Source organism: Pseudomonas sp. RIT-PI-o, assembly GCF_001297215.1.
GTDB classification, from domain to species: Bacteria; Pseudomonadota; Gammaproteobacteria; order Pseudomonadales; family Pseudomonadaceae; genus Aquipseudomonas; species Aquipseudomonas moraviensis_A.
Genome location: NZ_LHPA01000016.1, coordinates 207,230 through 224,108, shown reverse-complemented (window position 1 = coordinate 224,108; position 16,879 = coordinate 207,230). Strand labels below are relative to the sequence as shown.

Here is a 16,879-nt window from a genome sequence, read left to right as displayed (position 1 = left end):
ACTCTCCCATTAGCGTTGTTGTACGACATCCTACTAATGTGCCGGACTGCATTCGTTCTCACAAAAACAATAACGGAGATACCCCTATGACGAGCATGGCTCCACTCGATCATCAGGCCGCTGCGAAACCGCAAAACCTGTTCCTGCGAACGCTGAAACTGCTCGGTCCCGGCATCATCGCCGTGCTGTCGTGGCTTGGCGCGGGCGACCTGATCACGTCCTCGGTGGCCGGCGCGAATTACGGCTACGCCATGATGTGGGTGCTGGCGGTCTCGTTGTTGCTCCGGTACTTGATCGTCAACATCATTGCCCGCTTTCAGCTATGCAATAACCAGGGCATGACCATCTTTCAGGGCTATGCCCAGCTCAATCCGGTGTTTGCCTGGTTCATGCTGGTTTACGCCTTGTTGATGGGGCACTTGATGAACGCCTACATGATCAAGGGGGCAGGCGAGTCGCTGGCGATGCTGTTCAAGATCGATCAGCCATTGCTGTGTTCGGTGGCGGTGGTGCTGGCGGTCTGGATGCTCGTCGGGCGCAACATCTACACGATGATCGAAGGCGTAATGAAACTGCTGCTGGCGATCATGACGCTGGCCTTCATCGCTCTGGCGGTGATGTCCGGCCCGGATGTGACAGGCATCATCAAAGGCACCATCGGTTTCAGCATTCCGCCTGACGAAGGCGTGCACGGCGCCTTGCTGGTAGCGGTATCGGTGATCGGGGCGGTCGCCGGTTCGATCGCCAACTTCGTGCACCCCTACGTCATGCGCCAGAAAGGCTGGATCGGGCCGCAGCACAAGCGCATTCAGCGCAACGATCTGCTGTTTGCGGTGTTCGTCGGGATCATCATCAACCTGGCGATCTGGATCGTCGGTGCGGAAATCCTGCGACCGAACGGTATCGAGGTGAAAACCTTAGGCGATCTGGGCAAGGCGCTGGAAATCTACTTCGGCCCGATTGGCTGGTATGTGTTCTTCATCGGCGTATTCGCGACGTTGTTTGCCAGCATTTCCGGCAAGACCACGGCGTTTCCGATGCTGATCACCGATGCCTTCCAGCACGTTCGCCCTGAGCGGCGCGAGAAGTACGGCAAAGAGTTCCATCACGACCCGATGCACAAGTGGTTCATGCTGTTCATCCTGGTCACGCCGCTGATCTGGTCGATGCCGGGCATGCCGGATTTCGTCACGCTGACCATTGGTGTCAGCGCCTTGAACATCATTGGTTTGCCGGTGATTTCCCTGGGCTTGCTGATCATGTCCAACCAGAAATCGCTGCTGGACAAGCAGTACCGCAACAACCTGTTCGAAAACATCGCGCTGTTGTTTGCCACTGGGCTGGCGCTGTGGGTGGCTTTTCAACTGGGCGTTGATCTGTTCACTTGATGACCCGAAATCGAGGGGGCATGCGCCCCCTCGAATCGCCGCTTACAACGGCACATCCATCTCGATCCTGCGCCAGGCGGCCTCGGAAAAGCTGTACACCGAGAATGCGATCAGCCCCAACGCCATCAGCATCAACAGCACGCCGCCAGCCGGCAGATTCTGCAAAGCGTCCAGCGCTTCCTTCATGCCGGGTGGATTCGTCGCTTGGTAAACCGAGCCGCTGACCGCCATCAACACTGCAATCTCGATAAACACCACGCCTCGCGCAATCAAACCAAATCGTGACACCGGGCGCACGTAGCGCATCACTTCGTCATCCGCTTCGAAGTACTTCTCGAACGAGGCTTTCCAGCCTTTGATGATGTGGGCGATACCGACACCGAGCGGGATCAGCGCGACGAGGTAGATCAACAGATTCGAGTGTTCGAACGACAGCAGATGCGCGAGCAGATCCTTGGTCTTGCCATCGCCAGAGCCGCCCGAACTCCTGAGGCCACTCACCAAAAGGCCCAAGGCAAAGAAGGCCAGCGCCGCGTTGACCATACCGCCAGCAAGCAAGCCTGCACGAATGACCAGCCCCTTGAACTCGCTGCCATGGTGGTCGATGTCACGAATCGCTTGCAGCGCCCGCCAAGCGGCGAAGGCCAGCAGACCGGCGACCACAACGCCGATCAGCACATAGCCGAATGGCTGGCTGAGCAATGCTTCGAGGCTTTTATGGCTGTCTTTTGGTTTGGTGGAGTCATGGGCGGCGAGCAGGGCGAAAATGCCGATGATCAGGTACAGAACACCGCGCGCGGCGTATCCGCCTCGGGCGAGCAGGACAAGGGTGTGTTGAGTGGACATGAGTTTGCTTCCAGGGAATCGATGTGAAGCAGACCCGTGGACGGGGCAGGGGTTCGATTAAGGTTGTGGGTCAGGTCACCCTTGAGTGACGTGGCCCTTATCGGCCCGCCATTCAACGGATCAAGGATTCGCCCCAGCACTCTCGCGACGGAAGAACACTGTCACCTGGCCGACCTCAACACCCCACTTGGACATACTGGTGCGGTTGATCAACGTGTCTTCGTCGATCAGGTACATCCAGTCGTCCATGCTCACCTCGTAGGTCGAATCGTCGACGGGCAGGTTCAGGCGATACCGCCAGTGGAAAGCATTTCCTGCAATCTGTCCCTTTGCGACACCGACCACGTCGCCCGCGCGACCGCTCCAGCGGCCATTCTCCTCGGGAGTGAGGGTCCAGATTCGGCGTTGATGGGTACCGTCGCTATACACAAAGCGCTCGTCGAGAATCAGGTTGTTGCCTTCGCGACGACTGACGAGGTCGACCTCGAAACGCTTGGTCACTTCGCCGTTGCGCTTCTGAAACATCCCCCAGGCTTTGACGGGCTGGCTGAAAAAATGCTCCAGACTCAATGCAGGCTGCTGGTCTGCGTACCGAGCAACATCGACACTGCCGCAGCTTGCAATGCTGAGCGACACTACTAATAGCAGCAGAAATCGGGTCATCTTCCTACTCCTTGAGCTTGTACAGTTAACGAGCGGCGTATAGGCCTAGCGCCGTCCGATGAGCTGGAGAAATTCCTGCCGCGTCGTCGAACTATCACGGAAGGCACCGAGCATGACGGAGGACGTCATGACCGAATTCTGCTTCGCGACACCGCGCATCATCATGCACATGTGCCTGGCTTCAATGACCACCGCGACACCGGCGGCATCGGTGATCTGCTGGATGGCTTGAGCAATCTGCTGAGTAAGGTTTTCCTGAATCTGCAGCCGCCGCGCGAACATGTCGACCACCCGCGCCACCTTCGATAGCCCCAGCACCCGGCCAGTGGGGATGTACGCCACATGCGCCTTGCCGATAAATGGAAGCATGTGATGCTCGCACAGCGAATAAAGCTCGATGTCGTTGACGATCACCATCTCATCACTTTGCGATTCGAACAGAGCACCGTTGGTCACGTCTTCCAGGCTCAACCCGTAGCCGTCGCACAGGTATCGCATGGCCTTGGCGGCCCGCTCGGGCGTGTCCCGCAGACCTTCGCGCTCAGGGTTCTCGCCGACGCCAACGAGGATCTCACGGTAATGGCTGGCTAACTCTGGGCTCATTCGGGTTACTCGTGGGGAGTGCTGCGTGTGGGCTAATGTCGGGTGAAAAAGGTTGTACGTATACAAAGCGTCTGTATAGGTTTTATTGAAGATAGGCTGAAAAAGATCAACTGACAACGAATCGGCGGTTTTTTTGTGCAGGCTCGAAATTTCAGGCAGGACAAACTTAAGGCGAGGTTCAGTCAGTGGCTTGATACGGGCTGGCAGATGGCTGTTTTGGATCGATAGCTCACGGGGGGGGGGAATGGCAGCTATCGGCCAAAAGCGGACACTTGATTCCGGGGTCGCTCAGCGACCCATCGGTCATTCAGGAATGGATATACCGGCATGAAGTAGCGCCGCGATAATAAACGGAGACTTTTTCTCCAGATACTCAGCCATCCCACCAGTATTGCTCGACTCCAACTGAAACTTCAGCGCTTCATACTGCTGGCGGATCGAGGCATCGCGCGTAAGCAAATCTCTGAACCCAAGCATCTGGGTGATCGTAAGGTGGCCACGGGTACAAGCGTGAAGCTTGTGCGTGCGAATCCCATCCACATTACGCCGATAGAAATGATGCCCTTCCGATAGATCACTTCCTCGTACATATCCCAAACCCATCAACACCTCGTCCCGCGCCGACGCATTGCGATGATCGTGAACCTCGATGAGCACATCGATTTCGGGCTTCGCCGCGATCTCTGGAACAGAGGTGCTTCCAACGTGGTGTATTGCAATCAGTTCATCGCCAAAGGCCGAAGCGATGAGTGGTTTGTCTGCCAGAAAGCGGGCGGGCCAAGTGGGATTGTAGGGAGTGATCTTGCTGGTCAATGCCATGTCCGTTCCTTGGCGACTAATATCTAAAGCACCGAATTTTCCGTCAAAACATCTGCATCCGCCAGCGACTGATAACGAAACCTCGGCATTAGGCGATTTAGCAGATCGAATTAGAATCTGGTCGAGGTTGGGTAGTTGTCCTGTCCAGCGTCCGCTTCTGGCCGACAACTGCCGCTCACGGGCGATATCTCTGGGGCCAAGAAGCGCCTATTGATTACATTTTTGGGCGCGCAGAATCAGGAAGCCGGCAATGACAATCAAAACTATTCCAGCCCATGTAAAGGTGTCCGGCGTTTCCTGGAACAGTACATAACCCCAAAGGCAGGCGAAAACCAGGTACGCATAATCGAAAGTCCCGATAAGTGCTGGAGGCGCAACCTGGTAGGCCTTGGCGGTAGCCGTATTTATGAAAATCAGGGCGCAGGCGTAACAGAAGATAAAAAGCATCTCCTGCCAACCGGGCGTCTGCCAGGGAGAGAGTAGAAATGCAGCACCAGCAACTGTGGACTCACTGACCATCAGCGATGCGCCGCCTCCGATTACGGCGGCGAAAAGAAAAGCGATATTCAAGCCCAGCGCCAATACCAGTGGATGTTCATTGCGACAATGTCGACGTGTCACAACCATCGCGACCGCGTAGAAAACCGCCGCAATCACAGGTAGCAGAGTTGCAAGGACGAAAACATCTGATCCCGGGCGTAACACTGTGGCGACACCCGCGAAACCTATTCCTATCGCAACCCAACCTCGCAGTGATAACGGCTCACCTCCGTAAAGGGTGGAGAAAAGCGCTATGAAAAGGGGAGTTGTGTAGATCGCCACGGCAGCCACTGATAACGGGATCAACGGTAACGCCGAGTAGTACGTTACCCACATTAACAACAGCAGAATGCTCCTGATTGTCACCCAAAACATCGAGGCGGTTGAGTATCGACCCGATCTGACGTCCCTTGCGAGCCAGGCTACAAGGGTGGGCACCGACAGGCAGGAGACGATGAGGAACAACTGCCAGAGTGGAAGTCTGGCGCTGAAATATTTGACTGCTGCATCGGCCAGCGAAAGGAGAAAGACAGCAGCGCTTATCAGCAATATGCCCTTGGTAACACTGTCGCCGCTTGCACTGTACTTGCTCACGAATCGCACTCCTGTTCCTTCAGTGAACTGAGAATTTAACAGACGGTGGCGAATTCTCAGGGCAAATGGCGACACGCCAGACGGCGATTTTCATTCCTGACCGTTGTCCGCTTCTGGCCATAAGCAGTCGTTCAAGGCCGCTCGTTTTTCAGGCGGCAGTGGCCCATCCCGTCGCCGCTACCTGGCGCTCACCGTCCACAACTGATCCAGCTTCGTCGTATAACTCTGGCTCATAAGCTCCCGACGCATCGCCCATCCAGGTGCTGTAGGCACGCTGGCTACACGCAGCACTCCCTTTCCCCAGCGACCATTGATCTCATCCAGCACACCCATCACCTTGTCTGCCATCGCCGGCTGGGATTGCGCGAACAGGTCATCGGTGAATTCGCCAGGCTGGCGCAGATCCATCAGCAGCACTTCCGCCTTGCTGTACTTGTAGCCGGGACGGAAGAGACGATTGACCGCTTCGGTCGCAGCCTTCGTCATCAGCCGCACGTCGTTGGTCGGGTACGGTAACTCCACCAAGGCGCCATTGGCATATTTCGCTTCGTCAGGGTTGAACATGCCGGTGCGAATGCTCACGCGGATCTTCTTGCACAGCGAGTTTTGCGCTCGGAGCTTTTCCGCTGCGCGCTGGGTGTAAGTGGCGACGGCCTCTTTGATCGGCTCGATCTGCGTGAGCCGGTTGCCGAACATCCTGCTGCAGCAGATCTCCTGCTTGGGTGGATCAGCTTCACCCAGTTCCAGGCATGAGGTGCCGGCGAGCTCCCGAGCCGTTTTCTCAATCACCACGCTGAATTTCTGGCGAAGCATCCACGGATCGGCTTTCGCCAGGTCCATCGCCGTCTTGATGCCCATTGTTTCCAGGTGTGCCTTCATGCGCCGGCCGACGCCCCAGACCTCGCCGACATCGGTGTTGCGCAACGTCCAGTCCCGTTTGAACGGATCGCACAGATCCACCACGCCGCCAGTGATGTCCAGCAGCCGTTTGGCTGTGTGGTTGGCGAGCTTGGCCAGCGTCTTCGTCCGTGCAATACCCACTCCGACTGGAATGCCGGCGCGTTTGAGAAGTGTTGAGCGCATGTGCCTGCCAAGCGCGGACAGATCTCCGGGCATGCCAGTCAAATCGGCAAATGCCTCATCGATGCTATAGACCTCAAGTGCCGGCACCATCGATTCGATGATGGTCATGACGCGCTCGCTCATGTCGCCGTACAGCGCGTAATTACTGCTGAAAGCCACGATTCCATGCCGGCGTAGATGGTCTTTGATCTGGAAGTACGGCTGACCCATTTTCACGAAAGGCTTGGCATCGTAACTACGCGCGATCACACAGCCGTCGTTGTTGGACAGCACCACGATAGGGGTCTTTGCCAGGTCGGGCCTGAAGACGCGCTCGCAGCTCGCGTAAAACGAGTTGCAGTCGATGAGTGCAAAAACCGGTTCACGCATGGTCATGATCACGGACGCTGTATTTCACGACACCCCAGATCACCAGCTCATCGCCTTCCATGACATGTCTCGCCGGGTATTTCGGATTCTCCGACAAAAGCATCACCGCGTTCTCGCGCAAAAGCAGGCGCTTGCAGAATGGCTCCGAGTTCAACGCAGCGATGACGATATCGCCACTGACCGCCTCGATGCTCCGATCGACGATCACCATATCCCCGGAATAGATGCCCGCGCCTTGCATGCTGTCGCCATCGATCCTCACCAGATACACGTGCGGTGCCCGGATATCGAACAGCTCATCCAGGGAAATGTGCTTTTCGATGTGGTCCGCCGCAGGGGAGGGAAAGCCCGCCGGTACCCTGGCGGAATAAAGGGGCAGCTTCTTACCGCCAGTAGCGAGTGGGCCGAGAAGGATGATGCTCATGATGCAAGCCTTAGGAGGTTAACTGTACGTACATACAGTTAACGATTTGGTTCGCTTGCGGTCAATCTCATAGGCACCACAATTCGACGGGTGACAGCATGTGCGGACGCTACTCGATTTACGAATCGATGGATCACTACCTCAAGGAGCTTGCGCCAAGGCAGTTGGTGATCAATGGCTATGACCTCTGGCCCGTTGAGCGATACAACGTCGCACCGTCGACGCGGGTGGAAATCATCCGGCCGGTTCGGGAGGGCTTGAGCATTGACAAGGTAAGATGGGGTTGGGCGCCATTCTGGGCGAAGGGAAAGCGTCCTGACCCGATCAACGCAAGAGTCGAGACCGTCATCACCGGCAAATTTTTCAATCAGCTCTGGCCAAACGGACGCGTACTCGCGCCGGCGAACGGCTGGTTCGAGTGGGTCAAGGACGAAGAAGATCCGAAGAAAAAGCAGCCGTATTTCATCACCCTGAAAGAGCAGATTCCGATGTTCTTCGCGGGATTGGCCGAGGTGCACGAAGCTCTGCAACCGGACGAGCGGGATGGCTTCGTCATCATCACCGCCGCGAGCGATGAGGGCATGGTCGATATCCACGACCGCAAGCCCTTGGTCTTGGCGCCTGGGCATGCGCGTGAATGGGTCGATCCCAACACCTCCGCTGAACGCGCTCGCGAATTAGCCATGGAGCACTGCAGGCCGGCAACGGATTTCCATTGGTACAAGGTTGGCAAGGATGTGGGCAACGTGCGTAACCAAGGCCCGCAGCTCATTCAGCCGCTCTCCTTGGCCTCGGATGTCGACGATTGATAAACCAGCGGTGGAAAAATCGACGTGGCTGGCTCAGCTGCAGCAACATCGGGCAATGAGGAGGAAAACCGCCGAGCATAGCGGCGAAGAGCTGTGGAAAGGGCGGTTGCCTGTCGGTGCCGAGGCAAACCCGATGACGTATGTTTCTCCAAAGAGTGGCCGACAATATCTGGTCGTCAGCGCTGGCGGTAATTCGGCGACGACGCAGAAGGGTGATTACGTGGTGGCATATGCGCTGCCGCAGTGAAGGAAGGGGAAAACTGATGGGTAAACGTTTATCAAGAGTGATCGCATTGACAGGATTACTGGCAGGACAAGCGCTGGCCGCCGAAGACAATGGCCTGGTGGTACGCATCGCGCAACTTGAAATCGACCCTGCACAGGTTGCTGCCTATCAAGCCGCAGTCAAAGAAGAGATCTCTGAGTCGACTCGAGTAGAGCCCGGCGTCATATCCATCTACGCCGTGGCCGAAGTCGACCGTCCAAACTGGTTTCATTTTTTCGAAATCTACGCCAGCGACTCGGCATATCGAAGCCATATCGAATCGCCGCACTTCAAAAAGTACGCTGTTACTACGAAGTCGATGATTCTGTCGAAGCGCCTGATTGAAACCACCCCGATCGAGCTTGGTTCACGGTCTGGCCGATAACCGGCTGCGCGCTGGTCAAGTTGATTTCTCAATGGAGCAAAGTGAATGAAAAATTTCAAGGTGATGGCGATTGCCCTGGCGGGACTGGCGTATTTTGCGGCGGGCAGTTGTCGGGTGATGGCATCGGACGCAGAGTCTGCCGCACCACCGGCCTACTATGTCGCCGAGTTTGAAGTTACCGATCCCGAGGGGATGAAGCCTTACAGTGCGCAGGTCGAATCAACTTTCAAACCCTATGGCGGACATTTCATCGTGCGAGGCGGAAAAACCATTTCGCTTGAAGGTGAAGCACCAAAGCGTCGCCGTGTGGTCATCGAGTTCGCGAGCGTCGAAAAAGCCCAGGCTTGGTACAACTCTACGCAGTACACGGAACTGAGGAAAGTCCGCCAGCGTTCAGCCAAGACGGACGTCTACTTGATCGAGGGAGTACCGGCGCGGTAGTTCCGACTTTGTAAATTTAGGATATTGTTTAGCGGGAAGCCCCGATCAATAGCAGAAGAGAGATTTCATGTCCAAACTCGCAGAATTCCGCCAGCTCGAAAAACACCTCGCCGAACAGCTTCAGGCTCTCGAAGCCCTCAAGGGTGACGCAGGCCTCAAGAAAGAAATCGAGTTCGAAACCAAGCTGCGTGATTTGCTCGCAAAGTACGGCTACAGCTTGAAGGACGTGATCAATGTGCTCGATCCACAGGCAGGTCGCCGCGCTCCAGCTGTCGAGTCCAAAGCGGGTAGCCGCAAGCCTCGCCAGTTGAAGGTCTATAAAAACCCGCACTCCGGCGAAGTGGTAGAGACGAAGGGCGGCAATCACAAGACGCTCAAGGAGTGGAAAACAAAGCACGGCGCCGCGACCGTAGAGTCTTGGCTGACCAAGTGATGTGTTGATTGAGTAAAAAGGCCCGATAGGGCCTTTTTTGAAACTCTTATTTGGAGATCGCTGTTACCTGATCACTAATAAGCTGGGCCAAAATTCGCACAGGCTCCGTAAAACTCTGTCGAGACCGATGTACCAACCCGATATCCCGGTGAAAGGTGTGTTGTCCCAAATCGATCGCCCGTACACCTGTGGGCCATTCCTGATGGGGTTTTGTCTGCGGCACCAGAGCTACGCCTACACCCTTTTCAACCAGCTTGATGATGGCCTCCAGTTCATCCAGCTCGCAAACTTCCTGCAAGGTGAAATGCATCTGCCGCAGGAAACGGTCGACCTGCCTGCCGCCGAAGGATGATCGGTCATAGCGAATGAATGGCTGGCTGGACAGCAGTTCCGACCAGTCTTCTCCCTCTAGGTCACGTGGCACGATCAGTCGATAGGGCTCTAGCGCCAGTGTCGTCCAGCGCAGGTCACTTTGAAGGGAGAAAGGCGGGCGAATGATCACGGCCATGTCGATCTCGCCGGCGTCGACGAGGTTCACCATCTCCATTGAAAGGCCCGGGATAACACGTGTGCGGCACTGCGGACACTGTTTGTGAAACTTTGCGAGCGCATCGGGCAAATAGGAGCGCTGCACGGACGCGATCGCACCGATGTTGACCAGCACGCTGGGAGGCTCGCCCAGCGTTGTAGAGCCCAGATTGTCATAAAGTCTCAGCAGCTCTTGCGCCTGCAGAAGTATCTGGTGGCCCATTTTGTTGAGATGGGCCGAGCGTCCTTTCCTGTCGAAAATTTCGAACCCGAGCTCGGCTTCCAGGCGCTGGATTTGCGCGCTCACGGCGGCCTGAGTCAGGCCGATCTTGTTGCCGGCAGCGGCGAACGTGCCTTCACGCGCCACAGCAATGAGTGTCTTCAGTTCTTTGATCATTCACAAATATTAGTTGTGTTTCTAAGAAATATATATTGATTTTTATGTTTGGCTTCCCGTCCTACGATGTTTCCCATCCACGGCAACGGCTTAATCCAGAGAGCCAATGGCGGTGGAAATGTTCGCCAACCAACAAAAAATATTTGGAGTTCTCATGAGCCTCTCGCCATTCCACCTTGCTATCCCTGTTTACGACCTGGCTGCAGCTCGCACCTTTTACGGTGAGGTTTTTGGTCTTGAAGAAGGGCGCTCCAGCACGCAGTGGGTAGATTTCGATTTTTATGGTCACCAACTGGTGATTCATGAACATCCAAAAACCGCTTCGCAGGAAAGCGTGCATAGCAACCCGGTTGACGGACACGATGTTCCAGTTCCGCACTTCGGCATCATTTTAGGTTGGGAACAGTGGGAGGCACTGGCCGAACGTTTGAAGTCGTTTGGTACCGAATTTGTGATCGAACCGTACATTCGTTTCAAAGGCCAAGTGGGCGAGCAAGCCACCATGTTTTTGTTTGACCCGTGCGGCAACGCTCTTGAGTTCAAGGCGTTCAAGGATATGAGCCAGCTCTTCGCCAAGTAACAACAGCCATGGCACAACGGCGTTGTGCCATTTGATTTCAAATGAGCTGGAAGCTCATGACTCTAGCAACTGCGAATAGACGCAGACCTTTCACTCCAACAAGAAGGCTAGACATGAAACGTATTCCCCTGGTGTGGCAAATCGTTGCCGGGCTATTGCTTGGCGTGCTTGTCGGTTGGTACTTCAATACGCATCCGCAGTATCAGGCATGGGTGAGTTCGGAGATCCTAAAACCGCTCGGAGATATCTTCATCAAGATGATGAAGATGGTGGTTGTACCGATTGTGTTCTGTTGCATGATTCTGGGCATCGCAGGCGGTGGCGATAACAAATCGTTTGGCCGCATGGGGATAAAATCGCTGGGCTACTTTTTTGCAATTACGGCCTTGGCCATTGTCATCGGCTTGTGTTTCGCCAATGTTTTCGAGCCGGGGACGGGCACCGACATTTCCGGTATTTCGCACGGCACCGCAGCGATCACTCTGGAGCCGGCCAAAGGCGCATTGGTCATCTTGCAGAACATCGTCCCTGACAATGTGCTGGTTGCTATGTCAGAAGCGAAGTTGCTGTCCGTGTTGTTTTTCGCGGTGCTGTTAGGCATGGCATTGAACGCTCTGCCGAAGGACAAAAGCGCACCCTTCATCGCGGTCGTTCAGAGCCTTTCCGATGCAATGTTCAAGGTCGTCTCAATCGTCATGGCTTATGCACCGATCGGCGTGTTTGGAATGATCGGCGCGACCGTGGCGACGTTTGGTTTCGCCTCATTGTTGCCGTTGCTCAAGCTAATCGGGGTGGTTTATCTGGCGCTGATAGTTTTCGCGTTGGTGATACTTGGCGGCATTTGCTATTTGATCGGCGAAAACATTTTCAAGTTGATCAGGTACTTTCGCAATGAGCTTATTCTGGCGTTTTCGAGTGCCGCGTCCGCCGCCGTCATGCCGCAGTTGATGACGCGATTGGAGAACTACGGTGTCCCGCGTCGGATCGTCGGTTTTGTGGTGCCAGTGGGTTATGCGTTCAACCTGGATGGCGCATCGATTTTTCTCGGTGTGGCAACGATCTTCGTGGCGCAGCTCTATGGCATCGACCTTTCTCTGTCGCAGCAGATCCTGCTGGTGGTGACGATGGTGCTGACCTCAAAGGGAGCAGCAGGGGTACCCGGTTTTGCCATCATCATCCTGTCAGCGACATTGGCGTCCGCCGGATTACCGTTGGAGGGCGTGGCGTTGATCGCAGGCATCTTCAGGATTATCGACAGTGGCACCACCACGCTGAACGTATTGGGCAATGCCATTGCACCGTTGGTTATCGCCAAGTGGGAGAAGGTTGCACTGAAACCTTCTCAGCCGCACACGGCAGCAAGCGTTTATTCGCGTTCGTCAGATACTGGAAATAGTTACTAGACGACCGGTCTAGTTCTGATTAGGCTGTGCTCACTATGAAAAAACCTAATCAAGACATGCGACAACACATCATCGATGTAGCGAAGGCATTGATGACCCACAAAGGCTACACCGCTGTCGGTCTTATGGAAGTGCTGAAGGCGGCGGGTGTACCTAAAGGGTCGTTTTATCACTACTTCTCCTCCAAAGAGGAATTCGGCCAGGCACTATTGGAGGAATACTTTCAGGAGTACATCGGGCGGGTGGACGTCGTTATGGCGGCGCAAGGGACGGGTGCCGAGCGGCTCCTTGGCTATTTGCGCTATTGGGCGAAGACGCAGGCGTTCGATCATCCCGAGGAGAAATGCCTGGTGGTGAAACTCGGCGCCGAAGTGTGCGACCTGTCGGAAGACATGCGCGGCGTACTGGAGGAGGGCACAGCGCTGATCATCGAGAGAATCACGCGATGTGTTCAGCAAGGAATGGCTGATGGCTCAATTACTTCGGCTCAAGACGCAGAATCACTGGCTGAATCGCTGTATCAATTGTGGTTGGGGGCATCGCTTCTGGTAAAAGTCCGCAATACGACGGCTGCCTTTGATACGGCACTGATCACGAGTAAGCGCCTGCTGGCATAGGGGCATTTTTTTTAAGCTTTTAACTAGACGACCGGTCTATTCATTTGGAGTTTTTATGATTGATATTGCCGCAGACACCGACCTGTTTTCCCCTATGACCATGGGGGCGATACAACTGGCTAACCGAATTGTCATGGCCCCCGTGACTCGCAGCCGAATGGCCGACGACGGCGTGCCGAATGAAATGCACGCTACTTATTACGCCCAGCGTGCCAGCGCGGGCCTGATCATTGCCGAGGCCACAAACATTTCGGCTCAGGGGCGTGGCTATGCCATGACGCCCGGAATCTGGACAGAGGAGCAGGTAGCAGGCTGGAAAAAAGTCACTGACGCAGTGCACGCGGCCGGCGGAAAAATCGTCAGCCAGTTGTGGCACGTAGGTCGCTTCTCCAGCGTTGAGTTGCAGCCAAACGGCGAAGCGCCGGTCGCGCCCTCGGCAATCAAGGCCGAAGGGACCACCTATACCAACAATGGCATGGTCGAAGTGTCCATGCCTCGGGCGCTTGAGACCTCAGAGATCCCGGGGATCATCGAGCAGTACAGGCATGCGGCAGAAAATGCCAAGCGAGCCGGTTTCGACGGTGTGGAAGTCCATTCTGCCAACAGCTATCTGCTCGATCAGTTCCTGCGTGATTCCACCAACCAGCGGACTGACCGGTACGGTGGCTCCATCGAAAATCGGACACGACTGACACTTGAAGTCACCGAAGCCGTGGTAGCAATTTGGGGTAGTGATCGGGTCGGCATCCGCCTTTCACCCGTAACTCCTGATGCAGGTAACACGCCTCCAGACAGCAACGTCATGGCGACCTACGGTCACCTCATTCAACAGTTGAACAGATTCAATTTGGCCTATCTGCATTTCGTCGAAGGCGCGACAGCCACCTCTCGTACCGTTCCTGAAGGGGTGGATCTGGACGCGCTGAGTGCGCAGTTCGAAGGTTCGTACATTGGCAACAACAACTATGACCTGGAAATGGCGCTGGAGCGCAGGGCGCAAGGGCGGATTGATGCCGTGGCGTTTGGTCGGTTGTTCATTGCCAACCCCGACCTGGTAGAGCGCCTGCGTCGCGGTGTCGAGCTGACCATAGCTCCGCGCGAGAGTTACTACGGCGGAGGCGCCAAGGGCTACATCGATTGGCCAACGGCCAACTCCAACTGATTAGAGATTCCCTTTGCGTCAGTTCGGCGCGGGGAGGCTTCGTCGCGAAAACATTTCGCCGCACAAGAGGTACTCAAATATGAATTATTTGCAAAACAAGGTTGCCATCGTCACTGGCGCATCTTCCGGCATTGGTGCTGCCACCACCCGCGCATTGGCCGCACAGGGCGCTCGCGTCGTGGCAGCAGCACTCGATCAGCACGGGTTGGAAGCGTTTGTTGCCGAGTTGCGTGAGGCCGGGAGCGACGTGGTCGCGTTCACTACAGACGTTACCCATCTGGATCAAACCAAAGCGCTCGCGAAGTTTGCACAAGATACCTATGGCGCAGTGGACATCCTGGTCAACAACGCCGGTCTGATGCTCTTTTCCAACTGGGTCGATCTGGCCGTGCAGGATTGGGAAAAGATGATCGATGTGAACATCAAGGGCTACCTCAACACTACTGCTGCTGTGTTGCCATTCATGCTTGGACAGAAATCCGGGCAGATTCTCAACATGGACTCCGTTGCAGGCCACCAGGTCGGCCCCGCGGCGGGTGTTTACAGCGCTACCAAGTTCTTCGTCCAGGCCATGACCGAATCCATGCGAAAGGAGTTGGGCGTGCAGCATGGCATCCGCGTCAACACTGTCAGCCCGGGCGTGATCAATACCGGCTGGGCGGACAAGGTCAGCGATCCTGAAGGGCGTAAGGCTGCCCAAGAGCTGAACCGGATTGCCATTGCGCCCGGCGATGTTGCCCGCGCAGTGATCTACGCGCTCAACCAACCGGAAAACGTCACCGTCAACGATCTCATCATCTCGCCGACTCGCCAGGATTGGTGATTGTCGTTTGAGTTTCCCGTGTCCGATTGACCAAAAGTCACCGGCAACATGCAACCAGGAGTACATCATGAGTAATCCAACCTACGTCCAGGAATACGACGCGATCGTTGCTGTTCTGAGTCAGTACAACGAAGGTGGTGCCAAGGCTGACAGCACTTTGATGAAGCCCGCGTTCAACGAGCAAGCAACCATGTTTGGCGTCGACGGCGACAAGCTCGTCGGCGGCGCGATCCAGAATCTGTACGACGTCATCGACAACTCTTTCCGCCCATCTCCCGAAGCCAAAGCCGCGATCGTTCGCATCGACATCGTGGGCACTGCCGCCAGTGCGCGCGTTGATACTGACAATGTTTCGGGGTATCGATTCACCGACTTCTTCAACCTGCTGAAGGTAGAAGGCAAGTGGACGATCGTCAGCAAGATTTACCACACCCATCCGACCGCTTGAGCATTTGAGCGCGTCTGGCGGCGTGTGTTTTACGTCGCCCTAATAAAAGGAGAGAACCATGTCAAAGAACATCAAGGCAGTACCAACCTCCGAGTACAACGCTGTCATCGCTACCGCCAATCAGTACGTTGAAGGTCTGCGTGTGGGCAGTGCAGAAGGCGTTGCTCAAGCTTTCCATAAAGACGCTGTGATGTACGGTTTCACAAATGGTGAATTGCTTGGCGGCCCGATCAAGAATCTGTTTGATTTCGTTCAGAAGAATGGCAGCGCCCCAGAAATTACGACTCGCCTCGATATCTTGGCAATCACACCCACGACAGCCGTTGTGCGTGTCGATATGGAAAAGGATGCGATCGGTGCCGACTACAACGACTACCTGACCCTGATCAAAATCGACGGCACCTGGAAGGTCATCGCCAAGGTTTATCACCAGTTCGAAGGTTGAGCGTTCACCGATCCCGGTTGAATCAATCCCGGGATCGGAGCTCGTTCATCGTCAAATGGAGAAGCGATCATGAGTAAGGTTTTCATCATCGGCGCCGCTGGCAAAGTGGGGCGGCGATTGGTTAAGCAGCTCGTCGGGCGAGGTCACGAAACGATCGCACTGCATCGGAACCCGGAGCAGGAAAGTCAGCTTGCGGCCCTGGGCGCGACGCCCGTTATAGGCAATTTGCTTGAGCTGGATCCCGGGCAAATGGCGCGACTTATGTCGGGCATTGATGCCGTGGTCTTCACCGCAGGGGCAGGCGGCGCAGGTATGGATCTGACTAATGCGATTGATGGTCGGGGATTGGAGTTGGCAGTGGCCGCGACAATTCAGGCAGGTGTCCGGCGTTTCATTCTGGTCTCGGCCTTCCCCGATGCGCTGCGTGGTAGTCCGTCATCCGAAGGTTTCGAAAATTACATTGCCGTGAAAAAACGAGCTGATGCTCACTTGGTTGGGACGGGTCTGGATTGGGTAATTGTGCGTCCAGGAACGCTTCTGGATGACCCAGGCACTGGCAGAATCCGTGCTGACGTTGCTATTCCTTACGGTGAAGTTTCGAGAGATGACGTAGCAGCGACACTTGCCGAGTTGATCGAACAGCCCAGGGTGAGTCGAGTCATTATCGAGCTTACTCAAGGTGACATGCCAGTCTCCGACGCTGTTCGCAGGCTTGGTCATGAGCGTTGCTTGCAATGAAATTAGTTTTGATTGGCGCTACGGGGCTGGATGGACGCGAGGTTCTGAAACAGGCGCTCGACGATCCACGGATCAG

The 16,879-nt window shown here is 55.6% G+C and carries 21 protein-coding genes and 1 pseudogene; 14 read left to right on the top strand and 8 right to left on the bottom strand.

Annotated elements, in window-relative coordinates:
- Positions 1–95: 95 nt before the first annotated feature.
- Complete coding sequence (locus AEQ63_RS06975) at positions 96–1,388, top strand: Nramp family divalent metal transporter (protein WP_442965700.1); 1,293 nt, start codon at positions 96–98, stop codon at positions 1,386–1,388.
- Between the two features lie 42 nt (positions 1,389–1,430).
- On the opposite strand, the gene AEQ63_RS06970 is transcribed toward AEQ63_RS06975, so the two are convergent.
- The 7 genes from AEQ63_RS06970 to AEQ63_RS06940 form a co-directional block, all read right to left on the bottom strand.
- Entirely contained in the window at positions 1,431–2,234 is an 804-nt protein-coding gene (locus AEQ63_RS06970; protein WP_064362403.1) for a DUF1206 domain-containing protein, read from the bottom strand.
- A 120-nt stretch (positions 2,235–2,354) separates the two neighbouring features.
- On the bottom strand, positions 2,355–2,897 hold the full coding sequence (locus AEQ63_RS06965) for a DUF3833 domain-containing protein (protein ID WP_064362401.1): 543 nt from the start codon (positions 2,895–2,897) through the stop codon (positions 2,355–2,357).
- Between the two features lie 45 nt (positions 2,898–2,942).
- Positions 2,943–3,500: a GTP cyclohydrolase I FolE gene (gene folE, locus AEQ63_RS06960; RefSeq protein WP_064362399.1), complete on the bottom strand. Its 558-nt coding sequence runs from the start codon at positions 3,498–3,500 to the stop codon at positions 2,943–2,945.
- Between the two features lie 303 nt (positions 3,501–3,803).
- Positions 3,804–4,319, bottom strand: coding sequence for a GrpB family protein (locus tag AEQ63_RS06955; protein ID WP_064362396.1), 516 nt, complete (start codon positions 4,317–4,319; stop codon positions 3,804–3,806).
- A 207-nt stretch (positions 4,320–4,526) separates the two neighbouring features.
- Complete coding sequence (locus tag AEQ63_RS06950; protein ID WP_065617486.1) at positions 4,527–5,453, bottom strand: DMT family transporter; 927 nt, start codon at positions 5,451–5,453, stop codon at positions 4,527–4,529.
- A 177-nt stretch (positions 5,454–5,630) separates the two neighbouring features.
- On the bottom strand, positions 5,631–6,911 hold the full coding sequence (gene umuC / locus AEQ63_RS06945; protein ID WP_064362393.1) for a translesion error-prone DNA polymerase V subunit UmuC: 1,281 nt from the start codon (positions 6,909–6,911) through the stop codon (positions 5,631–5,633).
- Positions 6,898–7,329 (bottom strand): LexA family protein, encoded by a 432-nt coding sequence (locus AEQ63_RS06940; protein ID WP_064362391.1) that lies wholly within the window; start codon positions 7,327–7,329, stop codon positions 6,898–6,900. Before AEQ63_RS06940 ends, umuC begins: the two co-directional genes overlap by 14 nt.
- A 98-nt stretch (positions 7,330–7,427) precedes the next feature.
- On the opposite strand from AEQ63_RS06940, the gene AEQ63_RS06935 reads away from it, so the two are divergent.
- From AEQ63_RS06935 to AEQ63_RS06915, 5 genes and pseudogenes are all read left to right on the top strand, one after another.
- Complete coding sequence (locus AEQ63_RS06935) at positions 7,428–8,138, top strand: SOS response-associated peptidase (RefSeq protein WP_064362390.1); 711 nt, start codon at positions 7,428–7,430, stop codon at positions 8,136–8,138.
- A gap of 49 nt (positions 8,139–8,187) precedes the next feature.
- A pseudogene (locus AEQ63_RS28745) lies at positions 8,188–8,385 on the top strand (hypothetical protein); the annotation flags it as partial.
- A gap of 16 nt (positions 8,386–8,401) precedes the next feature.
- Positions 8,402–8,788, top strand: coding sequence for a putative quinol monooxygenase (locus AEQ63_RS06925; RefSeq protein WP_064362386.1), 387 nt, complete (start codon positions 8,402–8,404; stop codon positions 8,786–8,788).
- A gap of 45 nt (positions 8,789–8,833) precedes the next feature.
- Positions 8,834–9,229 carry a DUF1330 domain-containing protein gene (locus AEQ63_RS06920; protein WP_064362384.1) on the top strand — a complete coding sequence of 132 codons (396 nt, stop codon included), beginning with the start codon at positions 8,834–8,836 and terminating at the stop codon, positions 9,227–9,229.
- Positions 9,230–9,296: 67 nt separating this feature from the next.
- On the top strand, positions 9,297–9,662 hold the full coding sequence (locus tag AEQ63_RS06915; RefSeq protein WP_042609978.1) for a histone-like nucleoid-structuring protein, MvaT/MvaU family: 366 nt from the start codon (positions 9,297–9,299) through the stop codon (positions 9,660–9,662).
- 46 nt (positions 9,663–9,708) lie between these two features.
- On the opposite strand, the gene AEQ63_RS06910 is transcribed toward AEQ63_RS06915, so the two are convergent.
- Positions 9,709–10,587 carry a LysR substrate-binding domain-containing protein gene (locus AEQ63_RS06910; protein WP_064362382.1) on the bottom strand — a complete coding sequence of 293 codons (879 nt, stop codon included), beginning with the start codon at positions 10,585–10,587 and terminating at the stop codon, positions 9,709–9,711.
- A gap of 154 nt (positions 10,588–10,741) precedes the next feature.
- On the opposite strand from AEQ63_RS06910, the gene AEQ63_RS06905 reads away from it, so the two are divergent.
- From AEQ63_RS06905 to AEQ63_RS06870, 8 genes are all read left to right on the top strand, one after another.
- Positions 10,742–11,167 carry a VOC family protein gene (locus tag AEQ63_RS06905; protein ID WP_039762906.1) on the top strand — a complete coding sequence of 142 codons (426 nt, stop codon included), beginning with the start codon at positions 10,742–10,744 and terminating at the stop codon, positions 11,165–11,167.
- Between the two features lie 113 nt (positions 11,168–11,280).
- A complete protein-coding gene (locus AEQ63_RS06900) occupies positions 11,281–12,570 on the top strand; it encodes a cation:dicarboxylate symporter family transporter (RefSeq protein ID WP_064362380.1) in 1,290 nt (429 codons plus the stop codon).
- A 35-nt stretch (positions 12,571–12,605) separates the two neighbouring features.
- Entirely contained in the window at positions 12,606–13,187 is a 582-nt protein-coding gene (locus AEQ63_RS06895; protein ID WP_064362378.1) for a TetR/AcrR family transcriptional regulator, read from the top strand.
- A 55-nt stretch (positions 13,188–13,242) separates the two neighbouring features.
- The gene (locus tag AEQ63_RS06890; protein WP_064362377.1) at positions 13,243–14,349 is read left to right on the top strand and encodes an alkene reductase; all 1,107 of its coding nucleotides are present in this window, start codon (positions 13,243–13,245) and stop codon (positions 14,347–14,349) included.
- A 79-nt stretch (positions 14,350–14,428) separates the two neighbouring features.
- Positions 14,429–15,172 carry an SDR family oxidoreductase gene (locus tag AEQ63_RS06885; RefSeq protein ID WP_064362375.1) on the top strand — a complete coding sequence of 248 codons (744 nt, stop codon included), beginning with the start codon at positions 14,429–14,431 and terminating at the stop codon, positions 15,170–15,172.
- A gap of 67 nt (positions 15,173–15,239) precedes the next feature.
- Entirely contained in the window at positions 15,240–15,620 is a 381-nt protein-coding gene (locus AEQ63_RS06880; RefSeq protein WP_064362371.1) for a nuclear transport factor 2 family protein, read from the top strand.
- Between the two features lie 58 nt (positions 15,621–15,678).
- Entirely contained in the window at positions 15,679–16,065 is a 387-nt protein-coding gene (locus AEQ63_RS06875; RefSeq protein WP_048728942.1) for a nuclear transport factor 2 family protein, read from the top strand.
- A gap of 69 nt (positions 16,066–16,134) precedes the next feature.
- A complete protein-coding gene (locus tag AEQ63_RS06870; protein ID WP_064362369.1) occupies positions 16,135–16,803 on the top strand; it encodes an NAD(P)-binding oxidoreductase in 669 nt (222 codons plus the stop codon).
- The last annotated feature ends 76 nt before the right edge of the window (positions 16,804–16,879 follow it).

Excerpts from the sequence above, each read along its gene's own strand:
- AEQ63_RS06975 (WP_442965700.1), top strand. The coding sequence starts at position 96 with ATGGCTCCACTCGATCATCAGGCCGCTGCGAAACCGCAAAACCTGTTC.
- AEQ63_RS06970 (WP_064362403.1), bottom strand. The coding sequence starts at position 2,234 with ATGTCCACTCAACACACCCTTGTCCTGCTCGCCCGAGGCGGATACGCC.
- AEQ63_RS06965 (WP_064362401.1), bottom strand. The coding sequence starts at position 2,897 with ATGACCCGATTTCTGCTGCTATTAGTAGTGTCGCTCAGCATTGCAAGC.
- folE (WP_064362399.1), bottom strand. The coding sequence starts at position 3,500 with ATGAGCCCAGAGTTAGCCAGCCATTACCGTGAGATCCTCGTTGGCGTC.
- AEQ63_RS06955 (WP_064362396.1), bottom strand. The coding sequence starts at position 4,319 with ATGGCATTGACCAGCAAGATCACTCCCTACAATCCCACTTGGCCCGCC.
- umuC (WP_064362393.1), bottom strand. The coding sequence starts at position 6,911 with ATGACCATGCGTGAACCGGTTTTTGCACTCATCGACTGCAACTCGTTT.
- AEQ63_RS06940 (WP_064362391.1), bottom strand. The coding sequence starts at position 7,329 with ATGAGCATCATCCTTCTCGGCCCACTCGCTACTGGCGGTAAGAAGCTG.
- AEQ63_RS06935 (WP_064362390.1), top strand. The coding sequence starts at position 7,428 with ATGTGCGGACGCTACTCGATTTACGAATCGATGGATCACTACCTCAAG.
- AEQ63_RS06925 (WP_064362386.1), top strand. The coding sequence starts at position 8,402 with ATGGGTAAACGTTTATCAAGAGTGATCGCATTGACAGGATTACTGGCA.
- AEQ63_RS06920 (WP_064362384.1), top strand. The coding sequence starts at position 8,834 with ATGAAAAATTTCAAGGTGATGGCGATTGCCCTGGCGGGACTGGCGTAT.
- AEQ63_RS06915 (WP_042609978.1), top strand. The coding sequence starts at position 9,297 with ATGTCCAAACTCGCAGAATTCCGCCAGCTCGAAAAACACCTCGCCGAA.
- AEQ63_RS06910 (WP_064362382.1), bottom strand. The coding sequence starts at position 10,587 with ATGATCAAAGAACTGAAGACACTCATTGCTGTGGCGCGTGAAGGCACG.
- AEQ63_RS06905 (WP_039762906.1), top strand. The coding sequence starts at position 10,742 with ATGAGCCTCTCGCCATTCCACCTTGCTATCCCTGTTTACGACCTGGCT.
- AEQ63_RS06900 (WP_064362380.1), top strand. The coding sequence starts at position 11,281 with ATGAAACGTATTCCCCTGGTGTGGCAAATCGTTGCCGGGCTATTGCTT.
- AEQ63_RS06895 (WP_064362378.1), top strand. The coding sequence starts at position 12,606 with ATGAAAAAACCTAATCAAGACATGCGACAACACATCATCGATGTAGCG.
- AEQ63_RS06890 (WP_064362377.1), top strand. The coding sequence starts at position 13,243 with ATGATTGATATTGCCGCAGACACCGACCTGTTTTCCCCTATGACCATG.
- AEQ63_RS06885 (WP_064362375.1), top strand. The coding sequence starts at position 14,429 with ATGAATTATTTGCAAAACAAGGTTGCCATCGTCACTGGCGCATCTTCC.
- AEQ63_RS06880 (WP_064362371.1), top strand. The coding sequence starts at position 15,240 with ATGAGTAATCCAACCTACGTCCAGGAATACGACGCGATCGTTGCTGTT.
- AEQ63_RS06875 (WP_048728942.1), top strand. The coding sequence starts at position 15,679 with ATGTCAAAGAACATCAAGGCAGTACCAACCTCCGAGTACAACGCTGTC.
- AEQ63_RS06870 (WP_064362369.1), top strand. The coding sequence starts at position 16,135 with ATGAGTAAGGTTTTCATCATCGGCGCCGCTGGCAAAGTGGGGCGGCGA.